The organism is Methylocaldum marinum, from assembly GCF_003584645.1.
GTDB classification, from domain to species: domain Bacteria; phylum Pseudomonadota; class Gammaproteobacteria; order Methylococcales; family Methylococcaceae; genus Methylocaldum; species Methylocaldum marinum.
In genome coordinates, this window is the sequence record NZ_AP017928.1 from 1,562,713 (window position 1) to 1,579,911 (window position 17,199).

14 protein-coding genes are annotated in these 17,199 nt (G+C 54.5%); 2 read left to right on the forward strand and 12 right to left on the reverse strand.

Annotated elements, in window-relative coordinates:
* Positions 1-90: 90 nt before the first annotated feature.
* The 11 genes from sS8_RS06760 to sS8_RS06810 form a co-directional block, all read right to left on the reverse strand.
* A complete protein-coding gene (locus sS8_RS06760) occupies positions 91-906 on the reverse strand; it encodes a methyltransferase domain-containing protein (protein ID WP_145986437.1) in 816 nt (271 codons plus the stop codon).
* A 292-nt stretch (positions 907-1,198) separates the two neighbouring features.
* Positions 1,199-1,591 (reverse strand): O-methyltransferase, encoded by a 393-nt coding sequence (locus tag sS8_RS06765; RefSeq protein ID WP_119628976.1) that lies wholly within the window; start codon positions 1,589-1,591, stop codon positions 1,199-1,201.
* 196 nt (positions 1,592-1,787) lie between these two features.
* Positions 1,788-3,068: an ABC transporter ATP-binding protein gene (locus sS8_RS06770; protein ID WP_119628977.1), complete on the reverse strand. Its 1,281-nt coding sequence runs from the start codon at positions 3,066-3,068 to the stop codon at positions 1,788-1,790.
* Positions 3,065-3,901: an ABC transporter permease gene (locus sS8_RS06775; RefSeq protein WP_119628978.1), complete on the reverse strand. Its 837-nt coding sequence runs from the start codon at positions 3,899-3,901 to the stop codon at positions 3,065-3,067. Before sS8_RS06775 ends, sS8_RS06770 begins: the two co-directional genes overlap by 4 nt.
* A 49-nt stretch (positions 3,902-3,950) precedes the next feature.
* The gene (locus tag sS8_RS06780; RefSeq protein ID WP_145986438.1) at positions 3,951-5,252 is read right to left on the reverse strand and encodes a hypothetical protein; all 1,302 of its coding nucleotides are present in this window, start codon (positions 5,250-5,252) and stop codon (positions 3,951-3,953) included.
* A 12-nt stretch (positions 5,253-5,264) separates the two neighbouring features.
* Positions 5,265-6,008 (reverse strand): SDR family NAD(P)-dependent oxidoreductase, encoded by a 744-nt coding sequence (locus sS8_RS06785; RefSeq protein WP_119628980.1) that lies wholly within the window; start codon positions 6,006-6,008, stop codon positions 5,265-5,267.
* On the reverse strand, positions 6,009-6,965 hold the full coding sequence (locus sS8_RS06790) for a phosphoglycerate dehydrogenase (RefSeq protein WP_197716703.1): 957 nt from the start codon (positions 6,963-6,965) through the stop codon (positions 6,009-6,011). It lies immediately after the preceding gene.
* Between the two features lie 3 nt (positions 6,966-6,968).
* Positions 6,969-7,658 (reverse strand): acylneuraminate cytidylyltransferase family protein, encoded by a 690-nt coding sequence (locus sS8_RS06795; protein ID WP_197716704.1) that lies wholly within the window; start codon positions 7,656-7,658, stop codon positions 6,969-6,971.
* Between the two features lie 63 nt (positions 7,659-7,721).
* Positions 7,722-8,603, reverse strand: coding sequence for a glycosyltransferase (locus tag sS8_RS06800; RefSeq protein WP_119628982.1), 882 nt, complete (start codon positions 8,601-8,603; stop codon positions 7,722-7,724).
* Positions 8,604-8,612: 9 nt separating this feature from the next.
* Positions 8,613-9,386: an MBL fold metallo-hydrolase gene (locus tag sS8_RS06805; protein ID WP_119628983.1), complete on the reverse strand. Its 774-nt coding sequence runs from the start codon at positions 9,384-9,386 to the stop codon at positions 8,613-8,615.
* A 470-nt stretch (positions 9,387-9,856) separates the two neighbouring features.
* Positions 9,857-10,900, reverse strand: a complete 1,044-nt coding sequence (locus tag sS8_RS06810) for an IS5 family transposase (RefSeq protein WP_119632595.1) — start codon at positions 10,898-10,900, stop codon at positions 9,857-9,859.
* Positions 10,901-11,945: 1,045 nt separating this feature from the next.
* Here sS8_RS06810 and sS8_RS29505 point away from each other — a divergent pair.
* A complete protein-coding gene (locus sS8_RS29505; RefSeq protein WP_269461493.1) occupies positions 11,946-12,071 on the forward strand; it encodes a hypothetical protein in 126 nt (41 codons plus the stop codon).
* Positions 12,072-12,290: 219 nt separating this feature from the next.
* Here sS8_RS29505 and sS8_RS06815 read toward each other — a convergent pair whose 3' ends face one another.
* A complete protein-coding gene (locus tag sS8_RS06815; protein WP_119628984.1) occupies positions 12,291-12,893 on the reverse strand; it encodes a DUF3782 domain-containing protein in 603 nt (200 codons plus the stop codon).
* A gap of 207 nt (positions 12,894-13,100) precedes the next feature.
* Between sS8_RS06815 and sS8_RS06820 the strand changes: the two genes are divergently transcribed.
* Positions 13,101-17,168: a hypothetical protein gene (locus sS8_RS06820; protein WP_119628985.1), complete on the forward strand. Its 4,068-nt coding sequence runs from the start codon at positions 13,101-13,103 to the stop codon at positions 17,166-17,168.
* The last annotated feature ends 31 nt before the right edge of the window (positions 17,169-17,199 follow it).

A 17,199-nucleotide genomic window follows, 5' to 3' on the forward strand; every position in this document is an offset into this window, starting at 1 on the left:
CATCCCACATATTATTAAAATAATTGTGACAGTTTTTCGTATTCACTGATTAGCGCAATTACGCACTAGCTACGTAGGCAGGGGAAATGATCATTTGGGTTTGGTCCCTACAAGTTTAAGGGTGCATGACTGTGCGACGGCACGTAGGTCACGCAAAGCGGGAGCAATTCGATTCCAGCCAGCCATTATGTTGTCCGGATTCGTTGCGTAGGGACAGGAAAATGATAGATCCTCACCCGTACTGATGATCTTCGCTTCTGGTGTCCACGGTTCCAATAGGCCAAGTTGGAAAACGGATGCGTAATGGTTGATCCGTTCCACAAGCCCGCTTTGCTCCTGGGGCCGATCCGTTAGATAGACGTCTATAAGGTGAACCATGCGTCCGCCTGGACGTAGCAACTTGGCACAAGCCTCAAAGAAATCAGGTAAATCTGTGGTCGGCACGTGTTCAACGACTGAAACCGAGAATGCTGCATCACATTCCCGAATGGTTTCTGTAACGCTTGGATCAGTCACATAGCCAATAACATTTTTTACGCCCATAAGGTTCGGCACATCCGCTGGTCCTCCGTGTTGTCCATCAAAACGGTCGATGTTGTAGCAATCGTTGTCCGCGGCGAGTGCCGGCAAAATGCGGGAATTTCCTCCACCAACCTCGGCTATCCGACCGCCGACTATGTCCTGTAGATATGTGAAAGCGACAGCATCCTGGATCGATTTGAGATGCCAAGCGAATGGCGCTTTGGGTAGCCGGGACAGTACCCCGCTATCCTCAGCAGCCCAGTATTCGGCCTTTGTAACGAATTCAAGCATGTAGTAAAACCTGTGCTGCAAGGAGTCTATTAACGAGGAATTGATGACGATCGAGGATGCGAATTCTGAATCTCTCAGTTTTCCGTGAATCAATTCCTTCTATTTGTGTGCGTCCCTGTATGAGACTCCTGATGGTTACAGCGTTTTCAACTTCAAAAAAATACACTAAAAACAAATTTATTATTAAAAATCAAGAACTTCTAGAGTTTTACCTGTATTTTCATGGCCATAAAAACGCTGTAACGATCGTATAGTCCCGAGTCTCAGTATTAAAATGTAATTCCGGTGCACTGTTCTTTAAAGCTTTGGACTTCGCTGCCATATCGCAACCCCGTGTAACCCAAAGAAACAAACTCCAAGTTATTGAGATTTCCTTCGTGGCGTTTTAGGATCGTCCGGAGAGCGCCTTAACACGCGGATCCTTGCCGTCCTCTTCGGTGCGATACGAGTTATCAAAGAGAACTAAGGCATCCGGTGCTGGCTTTGGACTTATAAGTTCAAATTCAACGGTGACTTCGTCATAAAAGTGGGAAGCACCGATGAAAGCAAAGTGCAAATCGATTTCGTTTTGGAGAGCAGCCTCAATTAGTTGACGACGATCGCCTACTTGAAGCTTGACATGTTCATCGAGGCCAGCGGCTTTGACGTTCTTTCCCGCAATGTCCGCATTTTCCGGATTAAGCTCAAAGGTCGCAACTCGCCCGTCACATCCAGAATCTACCAAAGCTTGTGCCAGCACGATGGCAGTGCAACCCCAGTTTGTGCCGGTCTCTACGATATCACCTCACGACGAGTACGATCGAGGTGAGCAAGCAGCAAGAGATAGATCACGCTCCACCCCGGATAATCAATGGTCGCGCCTGTTCGCATCATTGCCTCTTCGATGGTGTGAACACCTGTTTCCAATGACGCAAGATGTGCATTGGGTAGTCGCGACACGTCATATCCGCACGTTCAATGGAATACGGGAGATTTCACAGCGTTTGTCTTACCTCTTCAGTGAGTAAGTTTAAATGGGTACGTATATCATCGGCACGGAACCATTTGTGAGGCAGCGATACAACGCCCCAGTAAGGGGGCGCGTTGGCCTTAACTACAAGCGAGGGGTTCGCCATCCGGACCAGAAATTCCGGACCATCAAGAAGTGTGAAATTTGAAACGTAACGGCCTGGATTCAATGCAAGATTTGGTACTTCCAACCGGAAAACAGTCTTCTTGGCGGCATTCACGGTGAAGTGGTCATTCGCTGTCTCAGTCGAAAAGCCAGTTACAAACTGACCGCTTTCGGTCCAAACCGGGATACCCATAATTAAGCGTCGCGGCGTGTGATTCGGCGTGAAGGCAACATGAAAATAGAGCGTTTCGCCGGCGCGTATTTCATCGATCGGCCTCCCATCAGCATCGCTCCAGTAGTGTTCGAGATCGGCGACCGCATCGGTATTATGTATCCAGGGACCCAGTATACTCTCGATACGTTTTTCCGATGTTTGCTCGACTACATTCATGGTCTCATAGAAAGCAACCGCCGCCTCCGGCTCTCCCTTGAATACGATTCTGCCTTTATCCAACACGATCACGCGGGAGCAGAAATGCTTGATATCCGCCATCGAGTGGGACACTAAAATGAAACAGCAGCGCTCCCGAAGTTCGCGCAGGCGCGCCAGGCATTTTTGGCGGAATCTGAAATCGCCGACAGCGAGCGTTTCGTCGATGAGCAGGATATCGGGTTCGCTCGCAAGATTGATGGCGAAGGCAAGCCGCATCAGCATCCCCGCGCTATAAGAGGAAACCGGCGCATTGATCGCGTCGCCCAATTCCGTGAAGGCGACAATGTCGTCGAACATTCGCTCCATTTCTCGTCGACTGCGTCCCAACATCGCGCCTTTCAGAAATATGTTTTCCCGCCCGCTCGCGGACATGCGAAACCCGGCAGTGAGATCGATCAGCGCTGCGGTCGATCCGCTCAGCCGAATCTCTCCCTCATCCGGTAACAACTGCCCGGCAAGGAGGCGCAAAAGGGTAGTTTTACCGGAACCGTTCAGTCCGATGATACCTAACGCCTCGCCCCGCGCGACGCGGAATCCGATGTCGCGAAGCGCCCAAAATTCGGTTGGCCTTAATTTCCCGACGGACGTCCGGCCCCGCCCTAACAAAACACGGCCGAAAACCCCCGCCGCCCGACGCCGTACTTCGGAAGGCGAACGAGCGTAAAGCTTGGACAGGCGGTCGACCTCAACCATAGAACTCATGATCATCCGCCTATCCCCCGGACCCGATACTCCATCAGATAAAAGATACGGCAACCGAGCAAAAGCACCGCAGCTCCCAATATTGCGTAGATGCCGAGAAGCCAGGCATTCTCCGGCAACCCACGGAAAAACAGCACTCGCGCTTCTTCGATGAAGATGTATGCCGGATTCCAGGCAAGAATTTCACTAAAGGGAAGACTCGACACGGGGAAAATGACACCGCTTAGAAAGATACCGTATTGCAGTACGATCATGGTTACCCGGCCGACATCGGCATATATGACATTAGCCATCGCCAGGATCAGGCCGATACCGAAAAAGAAAAGAATCGCCGGTACCAGCACAACAGGCAGCAGCACCGCGCTCCAAGTCAGTTTCGTCGACGTTATGAGAATCACCACGGCTACGAAAGCCATCCTAACTAGGGTGTCGAAGAGAATTTGAGCGAAACCCGATATGACCATGGCGCTCAGCGGAAGGGCTGTTTTCATGACCTCGGTATTTCGCGAGCGAACGGTCTGTAACGGCTGTTGAATACAGCCAGCCAGGAGAAACCAAATGGTTGCGCCTAATGCGACATAGCTTGCGGGATTGACGCCCTCGAAGCCGGGCAGAACGCCGCGAAGTGCGAGAAGTGCGTACAGCATGACTGGCGTGAGCGGCAAAAGGACGTTCCATGCAACCCCGAAAAACGTGCCTTGGTAGAGGGTACGAAAGTCCTGCCTAAACGCCGTCGAGATATGATCGCGGTGTTGTACGAGTTCGCGCACGATATGGCGCACGGCTGTTATTACACCTTCGTTCAGGCGATCATCGGGACGGATGATTCGGATGTGCATGCGTCGAGGTTTCCAAACGAGATTTCCTGGGGTAAGTAGACGAAATGTATTAGGCGCCGTTGGCAAGCTGTTCGCGCGGGCCGTGACGCTCCCAAGCCCTTTGGCGTAATGCGGGAATAGTCGAGCTTGACACCGAATAATATCGAACGCCTCGTCGCTCACCCTGTGATATGAGTGCTTCCATGGTATCGCAGTGGTGTTTGAAATAGGCCTTGTAGTCTCTGTCGCGAAAAAACGATGGGTGGGCGTCCACGGCTGTTTTCATCAGGTTTCCATATTGCGAATCTTGATCATGCTTCCAAAAATAATTGTCCGCCTGAGCCCGCCCGTCGGCGCCGATGACGTACACTTCCTGCGCCATGGCCGATGCAACCGGGAGCATGTAGAGCGTCATGATGTTGTCTGCGACTTGAACCTTCCTGTTCTCAGGCGTGGGTAAGTTGAATTCCGGGCTTACCGGCAGAACGATAAGCCGCGAAATCAGACTCGGATAATGTAAGGCAAGCAGCAAGCCGTGCTCGGGTGGGACGATAAAAAAGACGTTCGTATCGCTACTTAAACTTGCGAGGTGTTCGCGAAACTGCTGCGCATATGCGCTGCGCCCGAAGTGAAATACCGGATCAGCGAACGTTAAAACCGCAGGACGTGCATAGGAGAATACTTTTTGGTTCTTTACCAGGCTATTGCACGCTATCACCAAATCATCCTGGGAAACGTCGATATGGAATATTTGTTGAATCGACGGCCCGGTTCCGAGAACGAAGGCTCGCTGGCAACCTTTGTACCTGCTGTATAAGAATTCATAGTTTTTTCGGGAGACTTCTTCGAGTTTTTTACGCGTGTCCGATAAGGAAACGGTGTCATGTAAGGCATAGATCCGCTGGAAAGCGACCGATTCGTGATAAGTGAAGAACCGCTTATCGATGCACTCCAATTTGGCATTGAAACGCTCCAGAGCTTCTAGGCTGCAACGCACCGTGTGCTTATGGATCAGCACCGTTTCGAACGACTCGTCGGCGATTCGCGTCAGGAAAGTCACCTCCGCCGGCATGGAATATCCGCGTTCCGCCGCTAAGGCCGGTGTGCCGACCAAAGTTACGCTTAGACCCGATTGGGCGGGTATGTACCATGCTATCCAGTCGACAATATCGTTTAGCTCTTCGAGATTCGACGCCGGTGGCCATACCAGTAATCGCGACCGTTTAACGTTGGACTCTCGATATTTCCACCGGGCTATGCGCCGAAGCACGATATAGGCGAAATAAGATATTCGCCGGACAATCAACATCATCTGAAATTCTCGATTACCGCGTCCTTGGCGTGCAGGGAAATAGGAAGTCTTCTGCGTCAATACGCAGTCTCATTACTCTGGATCGTGCAAGCGCCCACCGATTCCACCATCTACCGGAATACTCGCACCGGTAATAAACGATGCTTTCTCGGACGCTAAAAAAACCGCCACACGTGCAATTTCATCCGGACTCGCAATCCGTCCCATAGGATGGGCCGCACCCAACGCTTCCAACAAGTCCGTTCGCCCGTCGAAACCAGCCAAAAGCATAGGCGTTTCCGTTGCCGCCGGAGTAATTTCGTTAATCCTGACAGCGCTACCCAACTCGACCGCGAGACATCTTGTCAGGCCGCTTAAGGCAGCTTTGCTGGTTGCATAGCATGAAAAACGCGACTTGGTTAACTTCGTGTGAATGCTTCCTATGTTCAAGACGGATCCTTTAGCCTCTTTCAAGCGGGGCAGCAACCCCTGGATCAATAGAAACGGAGCTAGCAGATTTACGTTCAAGCTCTGCCGCCAGTCGTCTATCCCCAAGCCGTCCAACGATGCGACGATCTGAATCGCGGCGTTATTCACCAGCACATCGAGTCGCTGATCGCCGATCGCTTCAAAGATATTCCGGATTGCACTGTCGCGGTATTCCGCATCTTCCACCAGCGCATTCAAGTCAATATCAATGGATTCATCGCAGCAACTTGGATCGGGGTGGGTTTTATCGGTAGCAATGACCCGAAAACCGTCATCCCTGAACGCACGACACAGCGCGGCGCCAATGGCGCCGGCTGCGCCCGTGATCAATGCTGTTTTCGTCCACATTCAACAGCCACCAACAATGCCGATGCCAAGCATTTCAAACAGCAACTTCATTGAGCGTTCGCTCGCGGCCTGGACCGCCTCGATTGTGTTTGATCCGTTATGCGAGCCGAATATGCAACGATCAAAGCCACGCAACGGGGAGTTCATCGGCAGGGGTTCCACTTCCATAACGTCTAGCGCCGCTGAATGGACCTTGCCGGACCGCAGAGCCTCAATCAATGCCGTTTCGTCGATTAACGGGCCACGAGCTACGTTTACAATACGAACTCCATTTTTTGCAATGTTCAGAGTTTCGGCGTTCAACATATGTCGATTGTCTTTATTCAGCGAGCACGCCAGAACAATAAAATCGCAGGCCCCTAGCCGGTTCGGCCATATTTCGGCCTCGCATCCTTCCGCGGTATCCCCATTGAGCACTGCCGGATCGTAGACGATGACCTTCATGTCGGCAGCAACCGCACGCCGAGCGATGTTCTTGCCGATATCGCCATATCCGGCCAGTCCTACGACCTTGTCTTTCAGTGAAATACCGCGGGGTTTCGGCCAATGACCGGCTCTAACCTCCCGGTCAATAAAAAACGTTTCGCGTGCCAAACCGGTGATATAACACATTGCTACATCGGCAACTTCACGGCCGAACATGAAAGGGGTGTTCGTGACCGCAATTCCGTGATCGCTTGCTGCACTGAAGTCTATGTTATCGACACCGATTCCCCATTTGACGAGCGCTCTCAATCGCCCCTTCCGGCCAGCTTCCAGTACTTTTCTTGTAGCTGGATCATCGCCCACTATCCATCCGTCAAATTCCGGCACAATTGCTAACAGCTCCTCCTCACTCAGCGTCTGGACAACCTTTGGGCAGTGTACCTGCACGCCCCTTTTTTCAAAATGCGGTCGGAAACTGTCCATTACAGCAAGCATCGGCGGACAGGTGATAAGCACTTTCTCATTAGCCATGGTTCACACCTGCATGGATTTGGCGACCGCAACAGCAAGCTCCCAATCGGCTTGATCGTCGATATCAATCGATTCCAGCTTTGGGGTTTCGAATAGCAAGGGGCGCTCACCGATTCTTGCATTCGTTCTAGCAAAGCTTTCCTGAGTGAATATGTATAGATTCGAGTTTTCCTCAAACCACGGCTCAAGATCTTGTGTCCTTACCAGATTCGTCGGGTCATGGTTCACAGGACTGGCATCTTGTCGATAGAAACGGGTTTGAAATTTGTTGACAGTAAACAACGAATCCGCGTTACCCGCGGCTTCCTCTTGTTCGAAGAGACTAAGCGCCGCCTTGATCGTGGCGGCACTCAGTAACGGGTTGGTCGTATGTGTCATGACATAAACGTCTGCTGGAACATTCGCGATGTCGTCCTCCAGTACTCTGTTCATACTCACGAAATCTCCGCAGAGCTCCGGTTTGCGGTCGCGAATCCGCACGCGATCGGAATCAGCCAATCCATGCTCGGCCAGGATTGACCTAGCATCGGTGTTAATGACTACCTCGGTGATCTCCGAAATTAAAAGCAATGTATCGAGAATCCACCGAAACAATGGTTTGCCGTTGAAATCGCGAAAGTTTTTATTCGGCACCCGTTCACTATGCGCCTTCATGGGAAGTAGAGCAACGATAGAACGATTCCTAAAATTCATATCACACCTAATCCAAACCTGTTGAATTTCACTGATCTCATATACTGGGAATCGATCATTTTTCTACTTCGGAAAAAAGTACATCTCTTTCATTTCCTTCGATAGTTTGCGATGTTCGTGATTTCCTCGGTATGTTCCCCAATATTGCATAAGCCTGAACATCAAAATTTCCCGGTATACGGCCATCAATTTCCTTTCCTGAAGAGCACAGCCTATATCCGATAACACCGCGCTCACGTAGTATCGAAGAAAATCGCTAAAGTGAACGTGCACCTGTGGCATCACATACTGTAGCGCAATAGCTTCACGCTCGTAACGTCTGCGAACCTTTAGCCATGATTCGTCGTGCAGGTGATAAACTTTTGCGTCGGCTATATAAGCGATTTTCATATTCTGCTGTACAAGCCGTTTCGCAAGTTCCATATCTTCCAGGCCGGTCAGTTCTTCATTAAAACGGTTCTTACACCAGATATCTTTTCTAAGAGCGGCATTTGCGTTGTTACAGAAGAACCCCTCCTGGGGAATTTTGCTCGTCGGCGGAAAATATTTTTCGAAAATCTGAGTTTCGCTAAATCTACTTCCGTTTCCCCCTATCTGTCCCCCGTAGACATACGCGGCCACACCATTCCTTAGCGGCTCGAGGAGTAGTTTCAACCAATGTCCGTTCTCTGGAATGCAATGACCGCTCACGAATACTAAGAAGTCACCTGACGCGGCTTCACATCCCTGATTCAATGAGCGTCCAAACGTAAATTCATTCTTCGCAATATGGAGAACGTTGCATTGATATTCTGTAGCTATATCCAGCGTTCTATCAGTCGACCCGGAGTCGACCACAATTATTTCCAGCTCGGTACCATCTACATTCTTTGATCTAATCGACTTAAGAAGATCACCTAGGTGTTTCTCTTCGTTATAGGTTCTGATGATTACACTTACTGACATCAGCTATGTTTAGATCACAGTGGGATTAAAAATCAGCTTGAAATCCGGGCGAATAAGCTCATACAACAGCTGGATTTCTTCGCGAAAGACAGAATTCACCTTGAACATATCCCAATGCATCGGCACAAAGACTTTGACACCGATGTCCGTTGCCATGGTAAAAGCTTCTCTTACCGTCATGTTGCCAATAATTCCATCTCTTTCCCGATAGTAATTGCGTTCGTTTACCGGAAGGATAGCGATGTCAATTGTTCCTAAAGTGGATAACGTGCTGAGCAGTTCAGCACAGAGGGAGGTATCTCCTGAATGATAAATTCGGCGCGCGTTAAATTCGAAAACATACCCGACACACCGCAGGTTGCCTTGAAGATCTCTCTCAATTACTGGATGCGCGGCGGGAACAGCTCGGATCTTTAGTACTCGACTTATAGTTAGCCAATTTTCGGTCGCGATGATAATTCGATTATCTTCGATACCCAGCTCTTTTAGAATAAACGCAACTTCACCAGGACAAACGAACTTGCACAATGGCGACGCAACGGAAATGGGAATGATAGTTTCCGGATCACAATGATCAATATGCGCATGTGTTATCAATACATAATCAGCATCATTGATTAGTGAAGGAGCTATGCGGATTGGAACCATGCGACGACACATCTCGCCCTCCATTTTCTCGACTGAATCGGATAAGTAGGGGTCGATGTAGACTATACATTCACCAAACTGGAACTTAAATCCAGCTTGCCCAAGTGCAGTAACCGCGATATCTATTATATCCATACTAGATTTTTAGGTCGACCTATTTAGAATTTCCCTATAAAAGTATTAGAATGACGATATTTCACGCGAAGATTTCCTAGGTAGCTGATATTGAAAACCGTCATATCCATTATAATAGTCGGATGTTTTCTGGATAGGTCGAGACGTTTCATATGCCATATTGTTTTTATGGTCAGTTTATAGCTTAGCTATCATGGAGAATATCAGATAGGTACGCAGGTGCAAATAATTCCAAAAAATATCACCAGAATTTAACCATCCTGTCGCCACCTTCGACATCCTAACGCGCTTCGACCGTTGCGGAAAAGACTAAGGGGCACCTCGAAAAACCCTGAATTTTGATGAAAACCCGGCTCTAATTTTTTGACCGGGCGGGCACACGAGCCGACTCCCTCACGCTCTTGTCGCCATTTCACTTTTCATTTTCCCCGAATCGCCCGCGTTGGGGGCCTTTCGGGCGAGGGTGGGCCTCAAAAGGCCACGACACCCGCCTGTTTCAGGTAAACCAGCCGCTTCAGGTTATAGCTGGCCGCCATCATCGTCATGGCAAAGTTCGCCCTCGCCTGGCCGATGGTGCGAATAAACTTGCCGCCCATTTGTGCGATGGCGGCGAAGGGATGCTCGACCCGTGCTCGGACCCGGGCGATGCGTTGATTACGTTGTTTCTGCCGTTCGGACAGCGGATGGTTGCGCTGGCCCTTGCGCTGGATGTGGTTGCGATAACCCGCTTCCTGGAGCTGGGCTTCCCGTTCCGCACTCGGATAGCCCTTGTCGGCATAGACGTCCCGGCTGGTGTTGCTAGTGTTCAACACCGCCTCAAAGTGCTGGCTGTCATGAGTAGCGGCGGTGCCGGTCTCGATCTTGCGGATAACCTTGTAGCGCTTGTCCACGTTGATGGAGAGCTTGTAGCCGTGGTGGCTCTTGCCGTGCTTCTTGGTCCAGGTGGCGTCCAGGTCTTTTTGCCGCCGCTTGGCCGGGCTCCAGTCCGCCGGCATCGCGCCTTCCTTCAGCATCTCCTTATCGTCCTTGCTGAAGTGCTGCTTTGGCGCAGGCACCAGGGTGGCGTCGATGATATGCCCCCCGCGGGCGATGTAGCCATGCTTGAGCAACTGCCGCTCGATGCCGTCGAACAGCGCCTGGGCGCCGACCTCGCCGATGCGGTTCTCGAAGGTCCACATCGTGGTGCGGTCCGGGATGCTGGCCGAGTCCATCAGCCCGCAGAAGCGCTGGTAACTCATCCGATCAAGCAACTGGTATTCCATCTGCTCGTCCGAGAGATTGTTGACCCGCTTGAGAAACAGGATGCGCACCATCGTTTCGGTGGGAAACGGCGGACGACCGCCTTGCGGGCTGACCGGTCGGGGCGCCGCCTGATCCACGTCCGCGGCAAGCGCCGCAAAGTCGATGTGGGTCTCGAAGGCCACCAGCGGATCGCCCATCCGGTCGATCTTCTGCTTGCGCAAATCGGCCGCAAACAGATCGGGTTTGATCGCGCTCTTCGGAGACTTTGGCATCTTCGGTTTGGTCATGTCTGGGACTCAACACACTGATTGGCTACAGGTCCTATTTTACCGGGCGCGCGCAGACCAAGGAGGTTTTTCGAGGTGCCCTAAGGTAGAGATAGACAGCTCGCATTAAGACGAAATTAGAGAAAGACCAAGCCAACCTTGAATTGGAACTGCGATAATGGCCAATTACGTTGTGTCCGATATCTTGCCAGATCAACCGACAATTGCTCCAGAAACTGGTGCCGGTTGGTGCCGATGAGGCCATAATTTCTTGGGTCATTTTTATAGTTTTACGCTGGAAAAAACAGAACAGAGACGTTCTAGTGCTATCTCTTCCTGCATTTGAGCGTTCTCAGTGGCAACCAAATTGGTCAGGACGACGAGGCAGTCAACCCGTACTTTCCATGGGCACACACAGAAGCGCAGCATTCCATGCAAACATGAGGTGAGGAGGCATTATAGCTGCTACCTTATCAGCGTCAACCGCACTGCCAGGGAGCGGCAGAAGATTGCTACAGCCGAACAAAGCCGCCACATCGAACGGGTCATGAAGTTTCCAGAGATCGGTTGTACAAACACTGCGCTTAGGGAATCTCTGACTAGTTTGTCAAACTGAGCGGCGGGTCATCCCTTTTGCTTGCGGTGCAATTCCCAAATGCGCACTTGTTAACGCAGTAACTTGAAGGGCCACCCAGGTGTGCGCATGACTTTTATGCTCCACTAGTAGGTCAATCTTTCGGCAAGGGATTCGCGTCTTCTCCGGGATAAAGCGCTTCTTGACCGGTTGAACCGCCCAGCACCTTGGGGCCACAAGTTCCAGATGCCGTCCTCGCATAAAACGGAATCGCTTGCTCAAGCGGCGTAGCGCGAGTCTTCAGCGCCTCGGCTGTCGAACAAGCGCATGCAGTCGCAGGCTTTCAGACTTTAAATGGCGCCGAAACATGTGCACGAATAGCTACGCAAAAAGCTCCTGTGTAACCTCGATCCCATCACCCCGCTGGCTCGATTCGATGTCGACAAAGATTTTCAGGGGCAAGGGCTGGAGCCGATTTTGGTAGCCTATACCTGCCGAAAGTTGCAGGCCGCTAGCAATACGCTTGTCGTCGCAGCCATCGTGGTCGATGCCAGGACATCACAAGGCGCCGAGTTTTACCGGCAATTCGGCTGCGTCGATTAGCCGGGAAGCACCGGACAGGAGCTATTGCCATGCTCGTGCTTTAGTAGGGGTCTCTTGGCATCGCTATTCCTCGCGAAAATGCGTTCGTAAGCCGGCCGATGCCGTGCGTCAACGGGCACGCCGGCGCTCTACCCTCCCTATCAGCCGCACCGATCGTGATCGATGAGGTTTCTTCGTTACCGGATCGAACTCGGCGGACGCACATTCATTTTGCCGTGGCTACCAGACCATGGGGGTAAAATTTCCGTCGTTGCGAATTTCGAGGTGGCCGCCGTTTTGGCCGATCACGAATAAACCCCTGCGGTAGGCATAGCGCGCCACCGGGTCCGGAATCCTCAGCGCGGCTACCGCGCCCAGCACCCGTTTGCCCGCGTAGCTCGGCAACAGCGTCTTCAATTTGCCAAGGCGCTCCAGGTGTTCGTCGACGTCGTCCCGGCTTAGGTTGCTCTTGCATTCGATGGCGACCACATCGGTATCGTTGACCGCCAACAGATCGATCTCGATACCGCCCTCGTCCCGCTGAGCGATGACGTTCTGATGCACTTCATGCACGTCGATGCCCCGCGCCCGAAACAGGCGCACGGCGGCAGGCCGCACCGCATCTTCGATGAAGTCGCCCAAACGGTTACCGAGTTTGCCGATGCCCCCCATCACCTCTTTGAGCTTGCGATCGGTCTCCTGGAACTTGCGATCGGTCTCCTGGAACTTGCGATCGGTCTCCTGGAACTTACGGTCGGTCTCCCGGAACTTGCGATCTGTCTCTTTTTGCGACTCGGCGAGTTCACGCAAAATAGCCCAAATATCATCGGCGACAGCGGTCATGCTGAGCTCCCTCGAATAACTGATAGTCCGGCATTATAGCGAGCGAAAGGTGCATCAGAAAGCAAGCTGCCCGGTGCGCACGCCCGGCTTTCAGCCGTCGTTCACGATGGACGTATTTCCGGCGTTACACTACCTTTACAAATCTGACAAACGCATACCCACACCCTACTTTGTTTCACCCGTTCAAGTTCAAGACGGAGAACCTTTATGTTTCGTCGGCCGGCTTTCTTGGTGTTACCTCTATTGTTCTTCACTGCGGTCGCCCTCGCCGATCGACTGCCGCGGGAATCGGTTCCGGAGCCCCTGAAACCCTGGGCCGAATGGGTGCTGCACGGCCACGAAGATCGCGCTTGTCCGCTGGTGCACGGCAACCCGGAAGAGCGGCGCTGTGTTTGGCCGACGAGGCTCGAACTGGAACTGGATGAGCGTGCCGGCCGCTTCACCTTGAAAGCTCGCGTTTACACGGAAACCTGGCTGCCGCTTCCGGGCGATGTTGAACATTGGCCGCAGCAGGTCGAGATCGGCGGAAAGTCGGCGGTTGTCGTGACCGTCGAGAACAGCCCCGGAATTCGGGTCGCGCCCGGCGAACATACCGTCAAAGGAAGGTTCATGTGGGACCGTCTCCCGGAGAACCTTACCATTCCCAATGACACCGCCATGATTTCCTTGGTGCTCAAGGGACAATCCGTACCCCTCCCCGCTTTCAACGAACAGGGACAGTTGTGGATTTATCGGCAGGCATCGGAGGACGCGGCGCCTTCGGAGCGAGCGGATACTGTGGATGTGCGGGTTTACCGGCGGGTGATCGACGATATGCCGCTGCGCACGCTGACCCATATCGATCTGGACGTATCGGGCAGGCAGCGCGAAATCCTTCTCGACGGTGGATTGCCGGCCGACTCGATTCCCCTGCAAGTCTCATCCCCCCTGCCCGCTCGTCTCGAGCCCGACGGCAAGCTGCGCTTGCAGCTTCGTCCGGGGCACTGGAGCGTAGAACTCGGCTCGCGCTTTCCCGGTCCGGTCGAATCGCTACGCCGGCCCCCCGCCACCGCGCCTTGGCCGGCGGAAGAAATCTGGGTGTTCGATGCCCGGCCGCAATTGCGGGTCGTCGAAGTCGAGGGTGTTCCCGCGGTCGATCCGCGCCAGACCAATCTTCCGGACGAATGGAAAGCGCTGCCTGCCTACCGTATGGATACGGACGCCATGATGACTCTGAAGCTCATCCGGCGCGGCGATCCGGAACCGGAACCCGACAGTCTCACCTTGCATCGGCGCATTTGGCTGGATTTCGACGGGGGCGGCTATACGGTGAACGACGGAATCGGCGGCCGCATGACCCGCGACTGGCGGCTGAACGTTCGTCCGGACGTCGAACTCGGCCAAGTCTCCATCGACGGGCAGCCACAGTCCATTACCCGGGAGGATGATAGCGGTGCGATCGGTGTGGAGATGCGGCGCGGGGCGGTCAATCTTTCCGCCGACAGCCGAATCGCGGGCGTGCGCACTTTTTCGGCGACCGGCTGGGACCAGGATTTCCAGAACGCTAGCGCCGAACTCAATCTCCCGCCCGGTTGGCGCTTGTTCGCCGCAACCGGGGTTGATCACGCCCCAGGCACCTGGGTCGCGAGATGGACGCTGCTCGATCTGTTCGTGGTGCTGATCACAGCCATGGGGGTAGCGAGGCTGTGGTCCTGGCCGTATGCCGCCCTGACCCTAGTCGCCTTGGCGCTGCTCTGGCACGAGCCGGACGCCCCGCGCTATGTCTGGCTCAATATACTCGCGGCGGCCGCCTTGTTGACGGTATTGCCGGAGGGTAAAGCCGCCTCGGCGGTGCGCATCTACCGGAATCTGGCAGTGCTGGCACTGATTCTCATCGCCATTCCGTTCATGGTCGACCAGGCCCGATTCGCACTTTATCCTCAGCTGGAACAGCCCTGGATGGTGATGCCGTCCGCGGCAGCCCCCGCCGAGTTTAGGAAACAGGCGGAAGAACCGGTCGCAGCACCGGAAACGATGGAGTCCTACGCTCCCCGGAGGAAACTCTATGAACAGAGCATGCCGCCGGCCTCTCCCTCGACGGCGGACATCGGCGGAAGGGTCTTCAGGGAGACCGATCCCAACGCGATCACTCAAACCGGTCCGGGCCTCCCGGATTGGCAATGGAAATCGATTTCGCTCGGCTGGAGCGGCCCCGTTCTGCGCGATCAGGAAGTGGGATTGATACTGCTCTCGCCGACGATCAACCTGCTGCTGAACTTTCTGCGTATCGCTCTGGTGATCGCCTTGGCCGTGCTGTTTGTGACGAGACGGCCGCCCTTGCGTCCTTTTTCACCGCGAACGGCCATGCCGTTGTTATGGCTGCCGCTGGTTTTATTCGTGCCGGATGCCAAGGCCGCGTTTCCCGACCCGGCGTTGCTGGAGGAGCTCAAATCGCGCCTGCTTGCGCCGTCGGACTGTTTGCCGCAATGCGCCGAGATCCCCCTACTCAAGCTCGAAACCAGACCTTCCGAGCTGCGGCAAACCCTGGAAATCCACGCCCAGGAACTGATCGCCCTGCCCTTGCCGATCAATGCCGCACAGTGGATTCCGTCCAGAGTCGAGGTCGACAACAGGCCGGCGGAGGGCTTGTTCCGCGGCCGCAATGGCGGACTTTGGCTGGCGCTCGCGCCGGGCCGTCACGTGGTAACGCTTGCCGGAATTCTGCCGGCGCGCGATCAACTGCAATTGCCCTTGCCGCTCAAACCCCGGCGCGTCGAAGCCTCGGGCGAAGGCTGGCGGGTCGAGGGCATCCGCGAGAATGGCGTTCCCGACGTTCAGCTACAGCTGGTACGCATCGCCAACGGCGATCGGCCGGCGGACAAACTGCCGACGCTGGAGTCCAGGCCCTTGCCGCCTTTTCTGGAAGTCGAGCGCACGCTCAAGATCGGCCTGGACTGGCGCATGGTCACGGTAGTACGCCGGGCTTCGCCGCCCGACCGCCCGGTCGTCGTCGGCATTCCGCTGATCGGGGGCGAATCGGTCGTCTCGCCGGGATTGCAGATCGAGGACGGCAAGGTGGTGGCCAATCTATTGCCGGGCCAGCACGTGATCCGCTGGGAATCGGTCCTGGCGAAAGCCCCCGCCATCGATCTCAAGGCTCCGGACACTACCGACTGGATCGAGATTTGGCGCGCCGACATCAGCCCGATCTGGCATATGGACCCCGAGGGCCTCGTGGTCATCCATCATCAGGATGCGGCAGGAAACTGGTTGCCCGAATGGCGACCCTGGCCCGGCGAGTCCGTTACGCTCCGCTTGACCCGGCCTCAGGGCGTACCCGGCAATACCCTGACCATAGACCGCAGCCGGTTGCAACTGAATCCCGGGATACACGCTACCGACGCCACCTTGACGCTTAGCCTGCGAAGTTCGCAAGGCGGGCAACATACGCTGAAACTCCCGGAAGATGTCGAGCTGCAATCGGTCGTGATCGACGGTGCCACGCACCCGGTCCGGCAGCAGGAACGCCTGGTCTCGTTGCCGATTCATCCGGGCGAACAAACCGCCACCTTGGAGTGGCGTGACCGAACCGGGATTCGAAATCGCCTGGTGTCCCCCGAGGTCGAGCTCGGCGCTCCCAGCGTGAACAGCACGATCACGTTTTCGCTGGGCCAGGATCGCTGGGTGCTGCTGGTGGGCGGTCCACGCCTCGGTCCGGCGGTGTTGATCTGGGGCGTGCTTATCGTCATCGCCCTGCTTTCGGTCGCTTTGGGAAGGCTTCCGTGGACGCCGATCAAGTTCTGGCAATGGCTTTTGCTTTTGATCGGCCTCAGCCAGATTCCGGCATCCGGCGGAGTCGTGGTGGCCGGCTGGCTGTTGACCTTGGGCTGGCGGGCCGGCGCGGGCACACGCCTCAACGATCTTAAATTCAATCTGCTCCAGGTAGGCCTGGCGATACTGACCGTTGCCGCCCTCGCCCTGTTGCTGGAAGCCGTGCACCAAGGCTTGCTCGGATTGCCGGACATGCAGATCGCCGGCAACGGCTCCGGTCCGTATCACCTCAACTGGTACCAGGACCGCAGCGGACCGACGCTTCCCCGCCCCTGGGCGGTTTCGGCGCCGCTCTGGGTGTATCGCGTACTGATGCTGGCCTGGGCCTTGTGGTTGGCCTACGCGCTGTTGAACTGGCTGCGCTGGGGATGGACGTGCTACGCGTCAGGCGGCTTGTGGCGGCCACGGAAAAAGAAGGAAAAACCCGCCAAGGCGGAATCCGGGGAACCGACGCAGCCGGACTGATAGAGGGAGCGCGGGCGGCAATCCTTTGCCG